The 19,706-nt window shown below is 47.7% G+C and carries 16 protein-coding genes and 4 tRNA genes; 12 read left to right on the forward strand and 8 right to left on the reverse strand.

What is annotated here, in order from left to right; translation table 11 throughout:
* Positions 1-49: 49 nt before the first annotated feature.
* From AC6I8U_RS00540 to glnA, 5 genes are all read right to left on the reverse strand, one after another.
* Entirely contained in the window at positions 50-2,614 is a 2,565-nt protein-coding gene (locus AC6I8U_RS00540; protein ID WP_498017442.1) for a bifunctional diguanylate cyclase/phosphodiesterase, read from the reverse strand.
* A gap of 176 nt (positions 2,615-2,790) precedes the next feature.
* The gene (gene glnG, locus AC6I8U_RS00545; RefSeq protein WP_498017443.1) at positions 2,791-4,194 is read right to left on the reverse strand and encodes a nitrogen regulation protein NR(I); all 1,404 of its coding nucleotides are present in this window, start codon (positions 4,192-4,194) and stop codon (positions 2,791-2,793) included.
* 47 nt (positions 4,195-4,241) lie between these two features.
* Positions 4,242-5,234, reverse strand: a complete 993-nt coding sequence (gene glnL, locus AC6I8U_RS00550) for a nitrogen regulation protein NR(II) (RefSeq protein WP_234496026.1) — start codon at positions 5,232-5,234, stop codon at positions 4,242-4,244.
* 191 nt (positions 5,235-5,425) lie between these two features.
* Complete coding sequence (locus AC6I8U_RS00555) at positions 5,426-5,935, reverse strand: DUF4124 domain-containing protein (protein ID WP_498017444.1); 510 nt, start codon at positions 5,933-5,935, stop codon at positions 5,426-5,428.
* A gap of 213 nt (positions 5,936-6,148) precedes the next feature.
* On the reverse strand, positions 6,149-7,558 hold the full coding sequence (gene glnA, locus AC6I8U_RS00560) for a glutamate--ammonia ligase (RefSeq protein ID WP_042478804.1): 1,410 nt from the start codon (positions 7,556-7,558) through the stop codon (positions 6,149-6,151).
* A gap of 510 nt (positions 7,559-8,068) precedes the next feature.
* Here glnA and typA point away from each other — a divergent pair.
* Positions 8,069-9,901 carry a translational GTPase TypA gene (gene typA, locus AC6I8U_RS00565; protein ID WP_042478807.1) on the forward strand — a complete coding sequence of 611 codons (1,833 nt, stop codon included), beginning with the start codon at positions 8,069-8,071 and terminating at the stop codon, positions 9,899-9,901.
* Between the two features lie 212 nt (positions 9,902-10,113).
* Here typA and pssA read toward each other — a convergent pair whose 3' ends face one another.
* Both pssA and AC6I8U_RS00575 read right to left on the reverse strand, forming a co-directional pair.
* Positions 10,114-11,454 carry a CDP-diacylglycerol--serine O-phosphatidyltransferase gene (pssA, locus tag AC6I8U_RS00570; RefSeq protein WP_498017445.1) on the reverse strand — a complete coding sequence of 447 codons (1,341 nt, stop codon included), beginning with the start codon at positions 11,452-11,454 and terminating at the stop codon, positions 10,114-10,116.
* Between the two features lie 90 nt (positions 11,455-11,544).
* A complete protein-coding gene (locus AC6I8U_RS00575) occupies positions 11,545-11,976 on the reverse strand; it encodes a GNAT family N-acetyltransferase (RefSeq protein ID WP_498017446.1) in 432 nt (143 codons plus the stop codon).
* 59 nt (positions 11,977-12,035) lie between these two features.
* On the opposite strand from AC6I8U_RS00575, the gene murB reads away from it, so the two are divergent.
* A complete protein-coding gene (murB, locus tag AC6I8U_RS00580) occupies positions 12,036-13,070 on the forward strand; it encodes a UDP-N-acetylmuramate dehydrogenase (RefSeq protein WP_498017447.1) in 1,035 nt (344 codons plus the stop codon).
* Positions 13,067-14,023 carry a bifunctional biotin--[acetyl-CoA-carboxylase] ligase/biotin operon repressor BirA gene (gene birA, locus AC6I8U_RS00585; protein ID WP_498017448.1) on the forward strand — a complete coding sequence of 319 codons (957 nt, stop codon included), beginning with the start codon at positions 13,067-13,069 and terminating at the stop codon, positions 14,021-14,023. Before murB ends, birA begins: the two co-directional genes overlap by 4 nt.
* Positions 14,024-14,072: 49 nt before the next feature.
* On the opposite strand, the gene coaA is transcribed toward birA, so the two are convergent.
* On the reverse strand, positions 14,073-14,996 hold the full coding sequence (coaA, locus tag AC6I8U_RS00590; protein WP_394154662.1) for a type I pantothenate kinase: 924 nt from the start codon (positions 14,994-14,996) through the stop codon (positions 14,073-14,075).
* A 209-nt stretch (positions 14,997-15,205) separates the two neighbouring features.
* On the opposite strand from coaA, the gene AC6I8U_RS00595 reads away from it, so the two are divergent.
* The 9 genes from AC6I8U_RS00595 to rplA all read left to right on the forward strand — a co-directional run bounded on the left by AC6I8U_RS00595 (position 15,206) and on the right by rplA (position 19,499).
* Positions 15,206-15,281 (forward strand) — tRNA-Thr (locus AC6I8U_RS00595).
* Positions 15,282-15,329: 48 nt separating this feature from the next.
* Positions 15,330-15,414: transfer RNA gene (locus AC6I8U_RS00600), tRNA-Tyr, on the forward strand.
* Positions 15,415-15,449: 35 nt separating this feature from the next.
* Positions 15,450-15,524: transfer RNA gene (locus tag AC6I8U_RS00605), tRNA-Gly, on the forward strand.
* A 13-nt stretch (positions 15,525-15,537) separates the two neighbouring features.
* A tRNA-Thr gene (locus tag AC6I8U_RS00610) sits at positions 15,538-15,613 on the forward strand.
* A 136-nt stretch (positions 15,614-15,749) separates the two neighbouring features.
* Entirely contained in the window at positions 15,750-16,934 is a 1,185-nt protein-coding gene (gene tuf, locus AC6I8U_RS00615; RefSeq protein WP_234494646.1) for an elongation factor Tu, read from the forward strand.
* Between the two features lie 302 nt (positions 16,935-17,236).
* Positions 17,237-17,614, forward strand: a complete 378-nt coding sequence (gene secE / locus AC6I8U_RS00620; protein WP_042478967.1) for a preprotein translocase subunit SecE — start codon at positions 17,237-17,239, stop codon at positions 17,612-17,614.
* A gap of 13 nt (positions 17,615-17,627) precedes the next feature.
* Complete coding sequence (nusG, locus tag AC6I8U_RS00625; protein ID WP_042478970.1) at positions 17,628-18,176, forward strand: transcription termination/antitermination protein NusG; 549 nt, start codon at positions 17,628-17,630, stop codon at positions 18,174-18,176.
* Between the two features lie 188 nt (positions 18,177-18,364).
* Positions 18,365-18,793, forward strand: coding sequence for a 50S ribosomal protein L11 (rplK, locus tag AC6I8U_RS00630; RefSeq protein ID WP_008078231.1), 429 nt, complete (start codon positions 18,365-18,367; stop codon positions 18,791-18,793).
* Between the two features lie 4 nt (positions 18,794-18,797).
* Positions 18,798-19,499 carry a 50S ribosomal protein L1 gene (gene rplA, locus AC6I8U_RS00635; RefSeq protein ID WP_042503215.1) on the forward strand — a complete coding sequence of 234 codons (702 nt, stop codon included), beginning with the start codon at positions 18,798-18,800 and terminating at the stop codon, positions 19,497-19,499.
* The last annotated feature ends 207 nt before the right edge of the window (positions 19,500-19,706 follow it).

Consider the following 19,706-nt stretch of genomic DNA (forward strand, 5'->3'; position numbering starts at 1 on the left):
AGTGGGCTTTTTTACATCTGGAATATGGGCCTGACAAAGGTGTTCTGACTTAGGCCATCTTGTTGAGTGAGTTGACTGGGTCATCCCAAAGCACACTTGGCCACTGCTCTATCGGAAGAGGCGGGCTGAACAAATAGCCCTGCGCATGATGGCATCCAAGGGATTGAATGAGCTCAGCTTGTTGCTGGGTCTCAACACCTTCGGCAACCAGGCTAAAGCCAAAACTCTTAGAAAGCTTGGTAATGGCGGCAACGACGCTGTCGTCGACGTTATCACGTGTCAGTCGGTCGACAAACGCCTTGTCGATCTTCAAGCTATCAAACGGCAGCTTGTGCAGATAGGCTAGCGAGGAATAACCGGTACCAAAATCATCAATCGCGATGCTTGCTCCCAGAGATTTAATGAGGCTCATATTATCCAACAGTACCGGATCGTTATCAGCGAGCTTTGACTCCGTTACTTCTATGGTCAGTTGGCTGACAGGGAATCGAGTTCTCTCAAGCAACTGACTCAACTGCTCTACATAGTCTCCGTCTGCCAGTTCAAGAACGGACACATTGATATGCAGCTGGAATTTGGCGGGCAACGCACCCTTGTCTATCTCTGTCTTGACCGTCTGCATTGCTTCCGCTGCCATGTGTTGACCAATTGCCTTGATAAGACCGGAGCTCTCCGCCAGAGGGATAAAATCGAGTGGAGAGATAAACTGCCCTTGATGATCGCGCAGCCTCAGAAGTGCTTCTGCCCCAAATGGCTGGCCGGAGCGAATATCGACAAGGGGTTGGAAGTAGACTTCGAAAAGGTCATGGTCGATCGCGTGGCGTAAGTAGGTCAGCAATCGAGTTTTGTTCTTAGACTGCTCTGCCATCACAGGCGTATAGATGCTGACGTGATTACTCTCGGTCTTAGCATGACTGAGCGCAATACCCGCATTTCGAAGGCAGGTGTCTGCCTTTGCGCAGTCAGACGTGATTCCGATAGAGATGTTGACGCTCAGTGGCTCTCCCGCCACCACAAACGGAGCTGAGAAAACCTGACGCAGACGATGCTGATAGCAAAGCTGTTGCTCTGCGGTGATGCTTGGTAGATAGATAGCAAACTCATCGCCAGCAACGCGCCCCAAGACGCCATTCTCTGCTAAAACCCAAGCTTTGAGGCGCTCGGCAACGATGGTGAGTAGCACATCTCCATAGTGATGCCCAAGGCTATCATTGATGTCACGAAATTGATTAATGCCAAGTAGCATCATGGTACCACTGTTACTTTGCTGCGCCTTTAGCGAGTCGCACGTCTTGATAAAGCCCTGACGACTGTACAGCTTGGTTAAGTTATCGCGAGTCAGCTGCTCTCGCAAAGCATGAAACGAGGCTTGCAGGTGTGAGCGCATCGATGAAAAGCTTTGCAGCAGTTGTGAGATTTCGCTAATGCGATTGCGCTTTGGCAACGGGTAATCCCATGAACCATTGGCAATTTGCTTAGCCGCTTCTGCCGTTTCTGAAAGCGGTACGGTAAGCCGGTTGAGAACGACAATCCCCATGCCCAATCCAAGCAGACCAAGGATGAGTCCTGCCCAGAGCATACGATTGCTGACTACAGGAATATTGCCCATCAAATCGTCGGCAGAAATCACCACCGCGACATACCAATTCAAACGCTTATCGGATTGATAAGGGCTAATCATGATGTACTGTGTCGTGCTCTCATCATCGAACGCGAGAAGCTTGGGGGCGCTTGGCTCCATATTGTGGATGCTTTGACTCAGATACTGCAGCAGCGGGCTTTCGCTGTTAGACAACGAGCGACGATGGCCCGATTTATCCAAAATGGTTCCAGTGCCACTTTGAGCAATGAGCTCATGGTGTTCATCCACCACGTAAACTCTGGCACTGTGTGTGGTATCCAAATCATTAAGAAAACGACTAAAGGTATCTATCTGAACATCAATGGCCGCAACACCAATCAGTTCACGTGTGCCACGAAGAGATTGAAACACAGGTGAGAGCGCGGAAATAGTGATCTCCTGAGCTTCATCTGCATTGGTATAGACTTTTGACCAGGTCGCGTCAGGCTGCTGACGTACGGGTTGGTACCAAGGGCGCTCGCGCGGGTCATAAGGCGAAATCGTGGCCACGACCTTCGACTCGCGTGTATCAGAGGCGTAGACATTGAGGGTATCTTCGGTACCAATGTCTTTGACCATCAGCGAAAACTCAGACTCTTCACCGTCACGCTTGGTTACCCTCAGCGCAAGAAACTCACCTTGCTCCCCGCCAAAACCCATCAAGTCAATTTGTGGAGATTGTACGTTAAGAGAGGCGAAGCTGGAGCGCAGGTAGGCCTCCAATTTAGCGGTATCATTGGGCGTGTAGAGCTGGTGGTATTCGATAGCGTGCGCCAGAGTTTCGACGGCGGTCATTGGCTTGTCGAGATAGATATCAAGACTGTGCACTACGTTCGTGGTTAAGCTAGAGAGTTGTCTGTCGCCGACCTCCATCGCCAGGTCGTCATAACGTTGTTTCTGCAGCCATAGGATAGTGCCAACCGAGCACAAGAACACCGCAATAAAGGGTGCAATCAGTGCTTTTTTGAGAGACAGAGTGAATAATCCAGGCATACAAACAACGTACTTAACTGATGAAACAAACAGAATGAGGTCAACGGGCGAGGGTTTCGCCGGTCTCTATAATAAATCGGCAGAGCGGGGGTAAAGTTTAGGCCATTAACACAATTAATGGCCTAAATAAGTGATAGTTTTGTCGGTAAAGTGTGTGCGAATGTGTGACGTCAGTATTAGTAGAGTTCTTTTAGCTTACGAGTCAAAGTGTTACGACCCCAGCCTAACACTTTAGCGGCATCCTGTTTGTGCCCATTGGTGTGAGAAAGCGCCGCTTCGAGCAAGATACGTTCGAATTCTGGCTGAGCTCGGTTAAGGATTTCAGTCTCTCCAGACTCTAGGGCTTGCGCCGCCCATGAAGAAAGAAGCTGCTGCCAGTCGCCACCACTCATCTCTGTCATGCGCTTTGGTTCATCGAGCAGTTCCGGCGGCAGGTCATTAGGCAGTATTTCGCTGCCACTCGCCATGACCGTCAACCAGCGACAGGTGTTCTCGAGCTGACGTACGTTACCTGGCCAATCCAGCTTATTGAGGATCTCTACTGTGTCTGGGTTGAGCGATTTGGTCTCGACTCCAAGCTCCTCCGCTGCCAGAGACAGGAAGTGCAGAGTGAGTTTTTCAATATCCTGCTTGCGCTCTCTCAGTGCTGGGATATGGATGCGGATAACATTGAGGCGGTGGAACAAATCCTCACGAAACTCGCCATCGTTAACCAGCTTTTCCAGATTCTGGTGTGTCGCCGCGACGATACGAACATCCACCTTGACCGCAGAGTGACCACCCACGCGGTAGAACTGACCGTCTGCCAAAACACGCAGTAAGCGAGTTTGAATATCAAGAGGCATGTCACCAATCTCATCCAAGAACAGTGTGCCGCCGTTTGCCTGTTCGAAGCGACCCTGCCTAACGCTATTGGCGCCGGTAAAGGCGCCTTTCTCGTGACCAAACAGTTCCGATTCGATGAGATCTTTAGGGATGGCCGCCATGTTTAGTGCGATAAAAGGTTTTGCAGAGCGTGGGCTATGTCTGTGCAGAGCATGGGCGACCAACTCTTTACCCGTACCAGACTCTCCGTTAATCAAGACCGAGATAGAAGAGCGAGAGAGGCGGCCGATAGCGCGAAACACTTCCTGCATCGCAGGGGCTTCACCGATGATCTCTGGCGCTTCTGCTGTAATCGTATCGTCACTGCTTAGAACACTTTTTTGCTCTTGGCTATGAGTGATGGCTCGCTCGACGAGCGTTAAGGTTTCGTCGATATCAAAGGGTTTAGGCAGATACTCGAAGGCACCTTTTTGATAGGCATTTACTGCGGCGTCTAGATCGGAGTGCGCCGTCATGATGATAACAGGAAGCTCTGGTGCGCTTTGTTGGACGCGATTTAAAAGCTCTATACCATCGATACCCGGCATGCGAATATCTGACACCAATACGTCAGGCGTCTCTCGCTCAAGCGCCATCAATACGCTTTCGGCATCCGCGAAGGTTTCACATTTGATATTTGCTGACGACAGGGTTTTATCCATAACCCATCGTATTGAGCTGTCGTCATCGACGACCCATACATATCCTTTACTCATAGCCAAACTTCCTTACAGCAAGCTCATCCAACAACCTCTCAGGGCGTTTAAATGGGCAGATAAATAGTAAAAATGGTACGACCGGGCCAACTTTCTACGTCTATTTTTCCATTGTGTTGGTCGATCAAGTTTTGCGAAATGGACAAACCAAGTCCGGTACCGCCTTCGCGACCACTGACCATAGGGTAAAACAGTGTGTCTTGAAGCTCGGCAGGAATGCCTGGTCCATTGTCGATAATTTCTATGCGAGCGGCGAGTTTATGACGCTGACCGTGAATGTTGGCTTGATGAACGGTGCGGGTGCGCAGCGTGATCATGCCATTCTCTTGCTTGGATAAGATCTGTGCGGCGTTGCTGGTGATATTAAGCAATGCCTGCTCGATTTGGTCTGTATCCATCAGTATAGGAGGGAGACTCGGATCATAGTCGCGCTCGATTGCTATGCCGGTGCCAGCGTCTAGCTCCACCAGTTGGCGAACCTTTTCCAGTATTAGGTGCAGGTTTTCTTGTTTCTTAGTGCCTGGCTTTTGGGGGCCAAGTAGACGATCAACCAGTGCCCTAAGCCTATCAGCCTGCTCAATAATGATATTGGTGTATTCATTGAGTGACGGATCAGGGAGCATCTTGGATAGCAGTTGTGCTGCGCCGCGAAGTCCGCCTAGTGGATTTTTTATCTCATGCGCTAACCCGCGAACCAGAAGCTTAGCCGCCTGTTGTTGGGCGTGTTGGTTAAGCTCTTGCGTCAGCCTTTTTTGCTGGCCGATCTTGCGCATTTCAATCAGCAACATCAGCTCTTTGTTCCAAGAAAGCGGACTTACGGTCACCTCGAGCAACAAGGGTTTTCCGTCAACGACAAAGGTGACGTCGCTATCGGTAATGCTCTGGCCGCTTTGCAGCGGCTGTGTTAGCAGTGCTAAATCAAGTGAGGCATGTTGGATAATCTGAGACAAATGGCAGCCAACCAGGCGCTTTGAGCTTTGAGAAAACAATTGCTCCGCTGAGGGGTTGGCATACTGAACCGTTAGCCCTTCATTTAGCATCAACGTGGCTGTTACCACATTATTGAGTATTGCATCCGTCAATTCACAATTCGCCACACGCTATCCTTACTCTGTTCAAAAATGGTGCATTGCACGAGCATCGAAAACTCAATGCACTAATTTGGTGCATCTAATGAGCTAAGTATGGCGCAATTTGGGTTAGAGTAAAAGCGTCAGGGTAGATAGGCTCTCTATTGCACCGATGCACGATGAAGATGCACAGTAATTGTATCTGATGATGCAATTACCTTGCCGCTTTGTAGAATCTGAAGTGTTAACGTGTGTGTACCGCGATCGATGTTATTGAGTCGCCACTTAGGATTCGATTGCGGAGGCATAACTGGCGAGCCATCGAGCAGTAATTGAAGCTGCTGATCCGTTCTGAGATTGGGTGTGAGTTCTGCAATAACATCGATAACGCCGGCGTTGCTGCGAATGGTCGCGTCATGCTTTGGAAAGCGGATGCTCACGCTCAAAGGAAGAGCATTGCTGCTTTTGTCCTCTTTGTCCGTTAGGGAGCTAGAGGTCCAATCGACATCGCTCTCGTTCAATACTTGAGGTGGAGGTGGGGCGTCAGGGAGTTCAATGCGTTTGGCGTCTTTGTGCTCGGGAAAGTCACTAAAGTGAAGATTACCCTGTGTATCTTTCCAGACATAGACTTCGCTTGTATACGAGTTAGCACTAAAAAGACTGAGTCCCAATATACTGAAACTTAAAAGCCGAGAGCGAAAAAGAATGGGGGAACAGAGCCAGGCGGAATTCATGCTTGAACCTTCAATCAAATAGAAAGATAAAGTCCATGCTAGCCTTAGTCTACAAAGGGCTGAATACGAAAAAGGCCCGCCTGCGAGGCGAGCCTAATAATTATGAAAACATGTAATGTATACAGGTCTATCTACTAAACACAGTGTTTATTAAACAGAGTAGTATAGTTCGAACTCAAGTGGGTGAGTTGTCATGTTTACTTTCTCTACGTCTTGAGACTTAAGGTCGATGTAAGAATCGATAAAGTCATCAGAGAATACACCGCCAGCAGTTAGGAACTCACGGTCAGCGTCTAGGCACTCTAGCGCTTCTTTTAGTGAGTAAGCCACTGTTGGGATCTCTGCCGCTTCTTCAGCTGGTAGATCGTAAAGGTCTTTATCCATCGCTTCGCCTGGGTGGATCTTGTTCTTGATACCGTCAAGACCAGCCATAAGCATTGCAGCAAAACATAGGTATGGGTTCGCTGATGGGTCACCGAAACGTAGCTCGATACGACGTGCTTTCGGGCTTGGTACCACTGGGATACGGATAGAAGCAGAACGGTTACGTGCAGAGTATGCAAGCATAACTGGCGCTTCGAAGCCTGGTACAAGACGCTTGTACGAGTTAGTTGATGCGTTAGCAAATGCGTTGATTGCTTTAGCGTGCTTGATGATACCACCGATGTAGTAAAGCGCCATTTCAGATAGGCCGCCGTACTTGTCGCCAGCGAATAGGTTAACACCGTCTTTCGCTAGAGATTGGTGAACGTGCATACCAGAACCGTTGTCACCTACTAGTGGTTTAGGCATGAATGTTGCCGTCTTACCGAATGCGTGAGCAACGTTGTGTACAACGTACTTGTAAACTTGGATTTCGTCCGCTTTCGCTGTTAGCGTGTTGAAACGAGTTGCGATTTCGTTCTGACCCGCAGTTGCTACTTCGTGGTGGTGAGCTTCAACGACTTGACCCATTTCTTCTAGAACTAGACACATTGCAGAGCGGATGTCTTGAGAAGAGTCAACTGGAGCTACTGGGAAGTAACCACCTTTAACGCCAGGACGATGGCCTTTGTTACCGCCTTCGAAGTCTGTACCTGTGTTCCAAGCTGCTTCTACGTCATCGATCTTGAAGAATGAACCAGACATGTCTGTTGCAAACTTAACGTCGTCGAATAGGAAGAATTCTGGCTCTGGACCAACTAGAACAGTATCAGCGATACCTGTTGAACGTAGGAAGTCTTCAGCGCGCTTAGCGATTGAACGTGGGTCGCGGTCGTAGCCTTGCATAGTTGCAGGCTCTAGGATGTCACAACGAATGTTCAGAGTCGCATCTTCAGTGAATGGGTCAAGAACCGCGCTTGCTGCGTCCGGCATCATCACCATGTCTGACTCGTTGATGCCTTTCCAGCCAGCAACAGAAGAACCGTCAAACATTTTACCTTCTTCAAAGAAGTCTGCGTCTACTTGGTGAGCTGGGATAGAAACGTGTTGTTCTTTACCCTTAGTATCTGTAAAGCGTAGATCTACGAATTTAACTTCGTTCTCTTGGATCAGCGATAGAACATTTTCTACTGACATCTTGGAAAACCTCCAGTGTTATTAAAGCGGTTAAGTGCACGATTAGTGTTAATCGGCATTGATTAACGTCTGCTTATTGAAGTGCGTTAATCGATGCTGATTCTATTAAAGCTAAAACCGTGCCAAAAAATAAATCCTTTATTTTTCAATGCTATGAAAAACTTAGTTCCAAATTAGAGCAAACGTTTGCACCAAAATGATCACTGACTGCACCATAAGTGTGCAATGTTAAATTCTTGCACCAAGTTGAATCAAATAGCCCATACATTCAGCATGGTTTTGGCGCGCCTGTCAACCGATACCTTTTCATGACGTTTCATGTTGCGCAGTTTTGGTGAAACCCAGGTTTTCCCTCTCTATATGCAGCAAAAGCAGTGTAAACCGACTATGTTTAAGCAAGATTTCAACGAAGAAGATCACAACTCTCGATATTTCTGGTATATTGCGGGCGTTTTTTTAATCGAGTCAGCGGCTATCGTGCGGCGACTCTTGACTGAGTGAAAGAAATCTATGTCAACTCCACAGATTGATAAGTTAAGAAACATTGCGATTATCGCGCACGTTGACCACGGTAAAACTACCCTTGTTGACAAGCTGCTTCAGCAATCCGGTACTCTTGAGTCTCGCGGTGAAACTGAAGAGCGAGTTATGGACTCGAACGATATTGAAAAAGAGCGTGGTATTACCATTCTTGCTAAGAATACCGCGATCAACTGGAACGACTACCACATCAACATCGTAGATACTCCGGGACACGCGGACTTCGGTGGTGAAGTAGAGCGTATTATGTCGATGGTAGACTCAGTACTACTTATCGTTGACGCAGTAGACGGTCCAATGCCACAAACGCGTTTCGTAACGCAAAAAGCATTCGCGCACGGTCTTAAGCCAATCGTTGTAATCAACAAGATTGACCGTCCAGGTGCTCGTCCTGATTGGGTTATGGATCAAGTATTCGACCTATTCGACAACCTAGGTGCTTCTGACGAGCAGCTAGACTTCCAAGTGGTTTACGCATCGGCACTAAACGGCTGGGCTACGCTTGAAGAAGGCGAAGAAGGCGAGAACATGGAAGCACTATTCCAAGCTATCGTTGACAACGTAGAAGCACCAGCAGTTGACCCAGAGGGTGCACTACAGATGCAGATCTCTCAGCTAGACTACAGCTCATACGTAGGTGTTATCGGTGTAGGCCGTGTAACTCGCGGTACGGTTAAGCCTAACCAACAAGTAACGGTTATCGGCGCTGATGGTAAGACTCGCAACGGTAAAGTGGGTACTATCCTTGGTTACCTTGGCCTTGAGCGTCACGAAGTTCAACAAGCAACGGCGGGCGACATCATCGCTATCACGGGTCTTGGCGAGCTAAAAATCTCTGACACTATCTGTGCTCAGGGTGAAGTTGAAGCGCTACCAGCACTGTCTGTTGATGAGCCGACAGTAACGATGACGTTCCAAGTAAACACTTCTCCATTCGCAGGTAAAGAAGGTAAGTTCGTGACTTCACGTAACATCCTTGAGCGTCTAGAGAAAGAATTGGTACACAACGTTGCACTGCGTGTTGAGCAACTTGACGATCCAGACAAGTTCCGTGTATCAGGTCGTGGTGAGCTACACCTATCTATCCTTATCGAAAACATGCGTCGTGAAGGCTTCGAACTAGCGGTTTCTCGTCCTGAAGTTATCATCAAAGAAGAAGATGGTCAGAAGCAAGAGCCGTACGAAACTGTGACTATCGACGTAGTTGAAGAGCACCAAGGTAGCATCATGGAAGCTATCGGTCTTCGTAAGGGCGAGCTAACTGACATGGCTCCAGATGGTAAAGGCCGTATCCGTATGGACTTCATGATGCCATCTCGTGGTCTAATCGGTTTCCAAACTGAATTCATGACACTAACGTCTGGTTCTGGTCTTCTATACCACACGTTCGATCACTACGGTCCATTCAAGGGCGGTGAGATCGGTCAGCGTGTAAACGGTGTACTTATCTCGAACGGTGCTGGTAAAGCGCTAACTAACGCACTGTTCAACCTACAAGAGCGCGGCCGTATGTTCATCGGTCACGGTGTTGAGGTTTACGAAGGCATGGTTATCGGTATCCACAGCCGCGACAACGACCTAACGGTTAACCCGCTTAAAGGTAAGCAGCTAACTAACGTTCGTGCATCTGGTACAGATGACGCACAGGTTCTTACTCCGCCAATCATCATGACTCTAGAGCAAGCGCTTGAGTTCATCGACGATGACGAGCTAGTGGAAGTAACACCTGAAAGCATCCGCATCCGTAAGAAGTTCCTATCGGAAAGCGACCGTAAGCGTGCGAGCCGTGAAGCTAAGTCTTAATTGATTTAGGTGAGATGTGAAAAAACCAGCCGAAAGGCTGGTTTTTTTGTGTCTGAAGTCAGTCGGATAGTTGTTACTCTTCTAACTGTTACCGTCATCCTCACGAAAGTGAGGATCTGCTGCCACAAGTGACTCACTTATTGCACCTTAATAACCTAAAGCACACGCTTCAAAAGATTCTCGTTTTCACGAGAATGACGTTGTTTTGAATTTTAAAGCAACTGCTTCAAAACCCGATCAGCCCTAACCCGAGTTATCTTCTTCAACAGTTTCTGCACTGGCACCGGATAATTCTCAACCTTCTCCAACTGCTTATAAGTACAAATCAGCTGAGTATGCTCAAGAATATTCTCAATCTCAGCATCAAACTTATCAACAAGGTGCGAGTAGTGATCCTGAATCAAAATTGCGTTCTCGAGATCTAGGCTCCAAGCGCGTGGGTTCAGGTTGTTTCCTGTGATCAGCATATAACGCTTATCTACCCAAATACCTTTCAAGTGGAAGCTGTTGTCATCGTGCTTCCAAAGACGAATGCAGAGATTACGGCTTGCGATGTGCGCTTCGTTGGCTTTGGCAAAACGGCGCAGATTCATTTCATACAGATAAGGCAGGCCACCAATGGTCTTAAAGTCTTCTTCTGGTGAAATGTAGAAATCGTTAGCCGTCTTGTCACCAACGACAATACGCACTTTTACCCCGCGCTTTAGCGCGCGCTTGATCTCTTTAGCAACCGATTTAGGGAAGTTAAAGTAAGGCGTACAAATAAAAATCTCGTCTTTGGCGCTTGCCAGAAGCTGATTGATGCTCTGGTTTAGTTTGTTGCGTCGCTTACCAATGCCCACGATCGGCGTGACGGACACCTGGTGTTCATTAGCTGGCTCGGCATCGAATTCATAACGAGCTTGCGATAGCGAACCACGCAGCTGTCGGATCTCGGCCTTGATTTCTTTGGTGGTCGGCTTCTGTGGGAGCGAGAGGTCATTAACCGCAGGGTTAGCGATCATCTCTGAAGCCACAAAGTTCGCCATACTGTCGGCAAGCTTTTGATTCTCAAGCACGTGATAGCGGTCAAAACGGTAACGGTCTTGGTAGTTCAAGTAGATGTTATTAAGGCTAGCGCCGCTATAAATCACCTTGTCATCGACGATAAACCCTTTTAGGTGCAAAACGCCAAACACCTCTCGACCACGTACAGGAATACCGTATACAGGGACGGCATGTTCGTATTTCTCGCGAAACTCACGGTACATCACTGCATTGCCATCGGATTGCTTAGCGCCAATAAGGCCACGCTGAGCGCGATGCCAATCAACACAGATTGCGATATCTAGGGCAGGGTTGTTCTGTTTCGCCTGATAAAGCTCAGTCAAAATCTGACGACCTGCCTCATCATCTTCTAAATACAGTGCGACTAGGTAGATTCTTGACTTTGCTTCGCGTATCACTTGAATTAAATATTCGCGATAGTCGCTGGCGGAGAGCAAAACATCGAGCTTGCTCGGATCCTGTGCGATAGAGGGAAGCTGTTCAAAAGAGTTCCTAAAAGCCATCATGTAGAGACTGTACCTTTGGTCATTGCAAAATTGCGAACCTAGAATTTTACCAAACTCTTGCCCCAAATGGGTAGTAAACCGTTGATAAGTTTAACGGGGATCAATGTAACGCATTGCTAACAGCGATTTCCCACCGCCAATGTAGCGAGAAAACAGTTGCTTAAGCGGATTTGGTAATGAATCCTCGTCTATGGTTTCAAAGCCATGTTGTGAGTAAAAGCGTTCAAGGTGCGACAAAGCGAAGCAGTAGTCTCCGTCTTTGAGTTCACCTTGCTCTAAATACGTCATCAACTGGTGACCAAGACCAGCGCCACGTTGTTCCGGTAGAACCAGCATGCCAGTCATCAGTCGGTAATGCTCAATCGTTCGAAAGCGCACCAGTGCACTGAGCGATTGATTACGAGTTAAAGTAAGAATGCGTTCGTCACTTTTTGGTTTACCCGCTGGGTAGTGCGATTTGTAGAGTTTCTTTGCGATTGGCAGCTTTATTGGGTCAAGCACACCGAAATTTAACGTATCCATAGCCAATACGGATTTCAAAAGGATAGAATAGCGGCAGTGTAAGCCATCAATCGACGCCCATGCAAATTCAAAACAATGCCCAGCTTCGCCCGTACCATACCTTTGGTATCGACCAACAATGCCACGTCTTGGTTGAGGTCCACTCAGTCGAGGACCTTATTGCGGTTTATCAACGCCCAGAATGGTTAGCTCTGCCAAAGCTTATGCTCGGAAAGGGCAGCAATATGCTGTTTACCACACCGTTTGAAGGTGTAGTCATTATCAATCGCTTACGCGGTATCGATGTCAGTGAGACCGACAGGCAATATCATCTGCATGTCTCTGGTGGGGAAGATTGGCCGAGCTTAGTCGAATGGTGTGTCGAGCATAACTACGCGGGCATCGAAAATCTCGCCCTGATCCCTGGCTGCTCAGGCAGCGCACCCATCCAAAACATTGGAGCGTATGGGATTGAGCTTAAAGATGTTTGCAGCTACGTCGACTACCTCTGCCTAGAGACGTTTGAGGTGAAAAGGCTGACGCGTGAGGCGTGTTTATTCGGTTATCGCGATTCGATTTTCAAACATCAGCTTAAAGATAAAGCCATTGTCACTGCGATAGGATTGGCACTTGATAAGAAGTGGCAGCCAAATCTGAGCTACGGTCCGCTGCAATCGCTAGAGCTAACCACAGCAACGCCCAAAGCCGTGTTTGATATTGTCGTTAAGGTGCGTCAGGAGAAGCTTCCCGATCCCAAAGTGACGGGCAATGCCGGTAGCTTTTTCAAAAATCCGATCATCAGTCGCGAGCAATATGATGCGCTCAAAGCGCAGTTTGACGCTTTGGTGGCGTATCCAGCAGATGAAGGTATGAAGCTCGCTGCGGGATGGTTGATTGACCAGTGTGGTCTCAAAGGGCACCAAATTGGTGGCGCCATGGTACACCCCAACCAAGCTCTAGTATTGGTCAATTACAGCGAAGCAAGAGCGCAGGACATTGTCGAACTTGCGGCATTTGTTCGTCAAAGCGTCTTAGACAAGTTTGGCGTTGAGCTTGAACATGAAGTTCGCTTTATGGGCGCGCAACATGAAGTTTATTTGAAGGATTTGCTATGAAAGAACATCAAATGAAGTTGGCAATCCTAAATCAGCTATCAAAAGGCGGCTTTCACTCGGGCGAGGCGCTCGGTGAACAGCTTGGGATCTCGCGTGCTGCGGTCAGCAAACACATCAAAGGCATCCAACAGTGGGGTGTGGATATCTTTCGTGTGCAAGGCAAGGGCTACCAGTTGGCTCAACCTATGGAGCTATTATCGGAGCAAGCCATTGGTGATGCGCTGACGACACCATTTGAGCTGATCCCAATTATCGACTCGACCAATCAATACTTACTCGACAAACAGGATTTACTCGATTCGGGCAGTGTGTGTATTTCCGAGTACCAAGCCAAAGGGCGTGGTCGCCGAGGTAGACAGTGGGTCTCACCGTTTGGTAGCAATCTCTATCTTTCGATGTATTGGCGTTTAGAAGCCGGAATGGCAGCGGCAATGGGCCTAAGCCTTGTCGTTGGCGTGGCGATTGTCGAAGCGCTGCAAAGCTTGGGAATCAATGGCGTTAAGCTTAAATGGCCGAACGATCTCTACTATCAAGATAAGAAGCTTGCGGGCATTCTCGTTGAAATGTCCGGTCAAGCGGGTGGGGCGGCGAATCTAGTGATTGGCATGGGTATGAACCTGAACATGAGTGAGCAGGTGACCGGTATCGACCAACCATGGACCTCTCTTAGTGAGGTTGCCGATAAACCGTTTAGCCGTAACGAGTTAGTGGTGGCGTTTATCAAAGCGTGGCACGCCGCACTGGAAGACTACGAACTGCGTGGCCTGCACGGCTTTGTTGAGCGTTGGAATCAGCATGATAACTTCCTTGAAAGAGAGGTGAAGCTGATTATGGGGGCTCGAGAAATTAAAGGCATCGTCAAAGGTATTGATGCTACGGGCGCTGTGCTGTTAGAAACCGAGCGCGGGGTCGAGGCATACGTCGGTGGAGAAATATCGCTAAGAAAAGCCTGATCTGAGATTATTGAGGCATCGGCTCATAATCGTCGATGCCAATTAACAACTATTTTCTTAGGTACACCGTCTCAACGCTGTGATCCGCACCTTTTTGCAGAATCAACTGCGCGCGCTCTTTCGTCGGCAAGATGTTTTCTTCTAGGTTCAAGCCGTTAATCGAAGCCCAAATAGATTTCGCCTTAGAGGTCGCTTCGGCTTCAGTGAGCTGGGTGTAGTGGCTAAAGTAAGAGCCTGGCTTAGTGAACGCACCCTCACGGAATTTCATAAAGCGGTTTACATACCACTGCTCAATTTGCTCACTGTCGGCATCCACATACAGAGAAAAATCCAAGAAGTCAGAAATAAACACACGATGTGGGTCGTGCGGATAGTCCATACCACTTTGCAATACGTTTAACCCTTCAATGATCAGCACATCCGGTAGATCAACGATTTTCTGCTCTTCGGTAATATCGTAAGTAATGTGTGAGTAGACAGGGGCTTGGACATTGCGTTTACATGCCTTAACGTCCGAGACAAACTGCACCAAGCGGCGCATGTCGTAGGATTCAGGGAAACCTTTTTTACCCATCAGCCCTTTTTCCAATAGCGTTTTGTTGGGATACAGAAAACCGTCAGTGGTGATGAGTTCCACTTTCGGGTGGTTATCCCAGCGGCTTAATAACGCTTTGAGTAGACGCGCTGTGGTGCTTTTGCCAACGGCGACACTACCAGCAATACCAATAACAAAGGGTGGGGTGTGCTCACTGCTTCCGAGGAACTCACCGAGTACCGAATTGCGGCGCTGCCTTGCTGCGACATAGAGGTTAAGCAGTCGAGAGAGCGGCAGGTAAACATCTGTGGCTTCTTGCATGGTTAGTTTCTCATTGATGCCCTGAAGCTCTTTTAGGTCTTCTTCTGTGAGTGTCATCGGTACGGCGTTACGAAGCGCTGACCATTGCTCTCGACTGAATGACATAAAGGGACTCATAGGTAACCTAACCATGGATTAAAGTGACTGAGTGCTGAACATACCTGAAGCAAGCGATAAATCAAATAATTCATGCAACCAGGTCACGCTAATTCCCCGAAATGTGTACAAAAAGTCGTCAAACAAAAAGAATGTGGTGAAAATCGGATTTTTTTTTAATTTAACGGTTGCATCCACAAGATTCATTCAATAGAATGCGCTCCACTTATGCCGACTTAGCTCAGTAGGTAGAGCAACTGACTTGTAATCAGTAGGTCACCAGTTCGATTCCGGTAGTCGGCACCATTTTCACTTTGCCTAGGGCAATGATGACGAAAATGGTAAGTAAAATTTGGGGGGGTTCCCGAGTGGCCAAAGGGAGCAGACTGTAAATCTGCCGGCACTGCCTTCGATGGTTCGAATCCGTCCCCCCCCACCATATTCTTTAGGGAATAGCTCTCAGAGTTACGTGTTGCGGGCATCGTATAATGGCTATTACCTCAGCCTTCCAAGCTGATGATGCGGGTTCGATTCCCGCTGCCCGCTCCAACTCATTTAGAGTGCTGATATAGCTCAGGTGGTAGAGCGCATCCTTGGTAAGGATGAGGTCGGCAGTTCGAGTCTGCCTATCAGCACCAGCTCTCAAAGCAATTTTCCTTTTGATACTTTCTTTCGCCTAAACTATGTTTATTGGTTGAAAGAAGCTTTATTACCAAGATTTTTTGGTTGCGTGGTCTTCAAAGCCACCTAAATCCGTACCTAGAGGGACAACTCATGTCTAAAGAAAAATTTGAACGTACGAAACCGCACGTAAACGTTGGTACTATCGGCCACGTTGACCACGGTAAAACAACTCTAACAGCTGCAATCTGTACTACTCTTGCAAAAGTGTACGGCGGTGAAGCGAAAGACTTCGCATCTATCGATAACGCTCCAGAAGAGCGTGAGCGCGGTATCACAATCGCAACTTCTCACGTTGAGTACGACACTCCAACTCGTCACTACGCACACGTAGACTGTCCAGGACACGCGGATTATGTTAAGAACATGATCACTGGTGCTGCACAGATGGACGGTGGTATCCTAGTTGTTGCTGCAACTGACGGCCCAATGCCTCAGACTCGTGAGCACATCCTACTAGGCCGTCAGGTTGGTATCCCATACATCATCGTATTCATGAACAAATGTGACATGGTTGACGATGAAGAGCTTCTAGAGCTAGTAGAAATGGAAGTTCGTGAACTTCTATCTGAGTACGAATTCCCAGGTGATGACCTACCAGTTATCCAAGGTTCTGCACTAGGCGCTCTAAACGGCGAGAAGCAGTGGGAAGACAAAATCGTTGAGCTTGCTGAAGCACTAGACTCTTACATCCCAGAGCCAGAGCGTGCAGTAGACCAACCGTTCCTACTACCAATCGAAGACGTATTCTCGATCCAAGGTCGTGGTACTGTTGTAACTGGTCGTATCGAGCGCGGTATCCTACGCGTAGGTGACGAAGTAGAAATCGTAGGTATCAAAGAGACTACAACGACTACTTGTACTGGTGTTGAGATGTTCCGTAAGCTTCTTGACGAAGGTCGTGCTGGTGAGAACGTTGGTGCACTTCTACGTGGTACTAAGCGTGACGAAGTTGAACGTGGTCAAGTTCTTGCAGCTCCTGGCTCAATCAACCCACACACTAAGTTCGAGTCTGAAGTATACGTACTTTCTAAAGACGAAGGCGGCCGTCATACTCCGTTCTTCAAAGGCTACCGTCCACAGTTCTACTTCCGTACAACTGACGTAACTGGTGACATCTCTCTACCAGACGGCGTAGAAATGGTAATGCCTGGCGACAACATCCAAATGAAAGTTGAGCTAATCGCTCCAATCGCAATGGATGAAGGCCTACGTTTCGCTATCCGTGAAGGTGGCCGTACAGTAGGTGCTGGTGTTGTTGCTAAGATCTTCGACTAATTCTTAGAATTGTCGCAAGCTCTGGGAAAATCTTTGAATAAGATTTGACTAAGCAATGCTAAAAAGGGCATCATTTGATGCCCTTTTTCTGCGCTACTATTTATAGGGGCGCATAATTCACTCAATGACTGCTCAAAGAGTGAATGAATAAAGGATTTATAAGGGTTGAGTTGGAAAGCGATTTCTACCTGAGCCTTTGCATAATATGTTGGTTTGACTCAAATTTTATCAACATTAAAGGAATAAGCCCTGCAGCAGCGGGGTTGTTGTCGTCTAGTTAAGACTTGTCACAGGTTGGTTTTATGAAAGCAAACGCTGAAACTCCTGATAGCTCAAATGCAGCAGATGTAATTAAGTGGATCGTCGCTTTTGCGCTGCTAGCCGCCGCTGTTGTGGGTAATTACCTGTACGGAGAGCTATCTGTAGTTCTTCGCGCTGCAGGTGTAGTTGTATTGATTGCCGCGGCACTTGGTGTTGCAGCTACAACAACAAAAGGTAAGGCAGCTATCACGTTCGCACGTGAAGCACGCGTAGAAGTTCGCAAAGTGGTTTGGCCTACACGCCAAGAAACAATGCAGACTACGCTGATTGTCCTTGCAGTAAGTATTGTAATGGCGCTTGCGTTATGGGGTATCGACGGCATTATGGTCCGTCTTGTTGCGTTCATAACCGGGTTATAGAGGGTGTTAATTCATGAGTGAAGCTCCGAAAAAACGCTGGTACGTTGTTCAAGCCTTTTCTGGTTTTGAAGGACGTGTGGCTCAGTCTCTTCGCGAACATATCAAAATGCACGCAATGGAAGAGTACTTTGGTGAAGTGCTAGTACCGACTGAAGAAGTTGTGGAAATGCGCTCTGGCCAACGCCGCAAGAGCGAGCGTAAGTTCTTCCCAGGCTACGTTCTTGTTCAAATGATCATGAACGACGAATCTTGGCACCTTGTACGCAGTGTGCCACGAGTAATGGGCTTCATTGGTGGAACCTCTGACCGTCCAGCACCTATCACAGATAAAGAAGCTGATGCTATTCTGAATCGTCTAGAGAAAGCTAGCGAAGCTCCACGTCCAAGAACGATGTTCGAAGCGGGCGAAGTGGTACGTGTTAACGAAGGTCCGTTTGCTGACTTCAACGGTACTGTTGAAGAAGTGGATTACGAGAAGAGCCGCCTGAAAGTGTCTGTATCGATCTTTGGTCGTGCAACACCAGTTGAGCTTGAATTCGGTCAAGTTGATAAACTTGATTAATACTCATTTTTTAAAGGCTTAGGCCAATAAAAACGAGAGTATAAAAAAACACCATTTTAGGGTTGTTAAAGGCGCGAATTATGCTTATAATTTCGCGCCTTTTTACAGTAACGACTGTAGAAAGTTTTTTCAAAACACGGGGAGCTCTCCCATTCGGATAGCGCTTGAACCCAAAATTAGGAAATATCATGGCTAAGAAAGTTGAAGCTTATATCAAACTGCAAGTTGCAGCTGGTATGGCAAACCCAAGTCCACCGGTTGGTCCTGCTCTAGGTCAACACGGTGTGAACATCATGGAATTCTGTAAAGCGTTCAACGCAAAAACAGAATCTATTGAGAAAGGTCTACCGACTCCAGTAGTAATCACTGTATACAACGACCGTTCTTTCACGTTCGTAACTAAGACTCCACCTGCTGCTGTTCTTCTTAAGAAAGCTGCTGGCGTTAAGTCTGGTTCAGGTCGTCCTAACACTGAAAAAGTGGGTACAGTAACTGACGCTCAAATCCAAGAAATCGCAGAAACTAAAGCTGCTGATATGACTGGTGCTGACATCGAAGCGATGAAGCGTTCTATCGCGGGTACTGCTCGTTCAATGGGCCTAGTGGTAGAGGGTTAAGATCATGGCAAAACTTACTAAGCGTATGCGCGTAATCCGCGAAAAAGTTGACGTAACTAAAGAATACGAAATCAACGAAGCTGTAGCTCTTCTTAAAGAACTAGCAACGGCTAAATTCGTTGAGTCTGTAGACGTTGCTGTTAACCTAGGCATCGATGCTCGTAAATCTGACCAGAACGTACGTGGTGCAACTGTACTACCTCACGGTACTGGCCGCGAAATCCGCGTTGCAGTGTTCACTCAAGGTGCAAACGCTGAAGCAGCTAAAGAAGCTGGCGCAGACATTGTAGGTATGGAAGATCTTGCTGAGCAAGTTAAGAAAGGCGAAATGAACTTCGACGTAGTTGTTGCTTCTCCAGATGCAATGCGTGTTGTTGGTCAACTAGGTACTATCCTAGGTCCTCGCGGTCTTATGCCAAACCCGAAAGTTGGTACTGTAACTCCTAACGTTGCTGAAGCAGTTAAGAACGCTAAAGCTGGTCAGGTTCGTTACCGTAACGACAAGAACGGCATCGTACACACTACCATCGGTAAAGTGTCTTTCGAAGCTAACCAACTACAAGAGAACCTAGAAGCTCTACTAGTTGCGCTTAAGAAAGCGAAGCCGTCTTCAGCGAAAGGTACTTTCCTGAAGAAAGTAAGCATCTCTACTACTATGGGTGCTGGTGTTTCTGTAGATCAATCTACACTAAACACTCAAGCTTAATTGCTTGCATAGGCGCGAAATTCTTGTATAATTTTGCGCCTATCAAAATTTGTGGTTGAGGCTGAAATCCTAGTGAGTTTAGTCTCCATCCAAGACCGTAGGCGTTCTGAAAAGAACTTAATACTACCTACGTAGATGGTGCCAGATAGAAAGGAAGTTGAGCGTAACGTTTATCTTTCTTCTGGAAAGCACCGTATGAACTCCCAA

The sequence above is a fragment of the Vibrio sp. KUL80 genome (assembly GCF_059725495.1).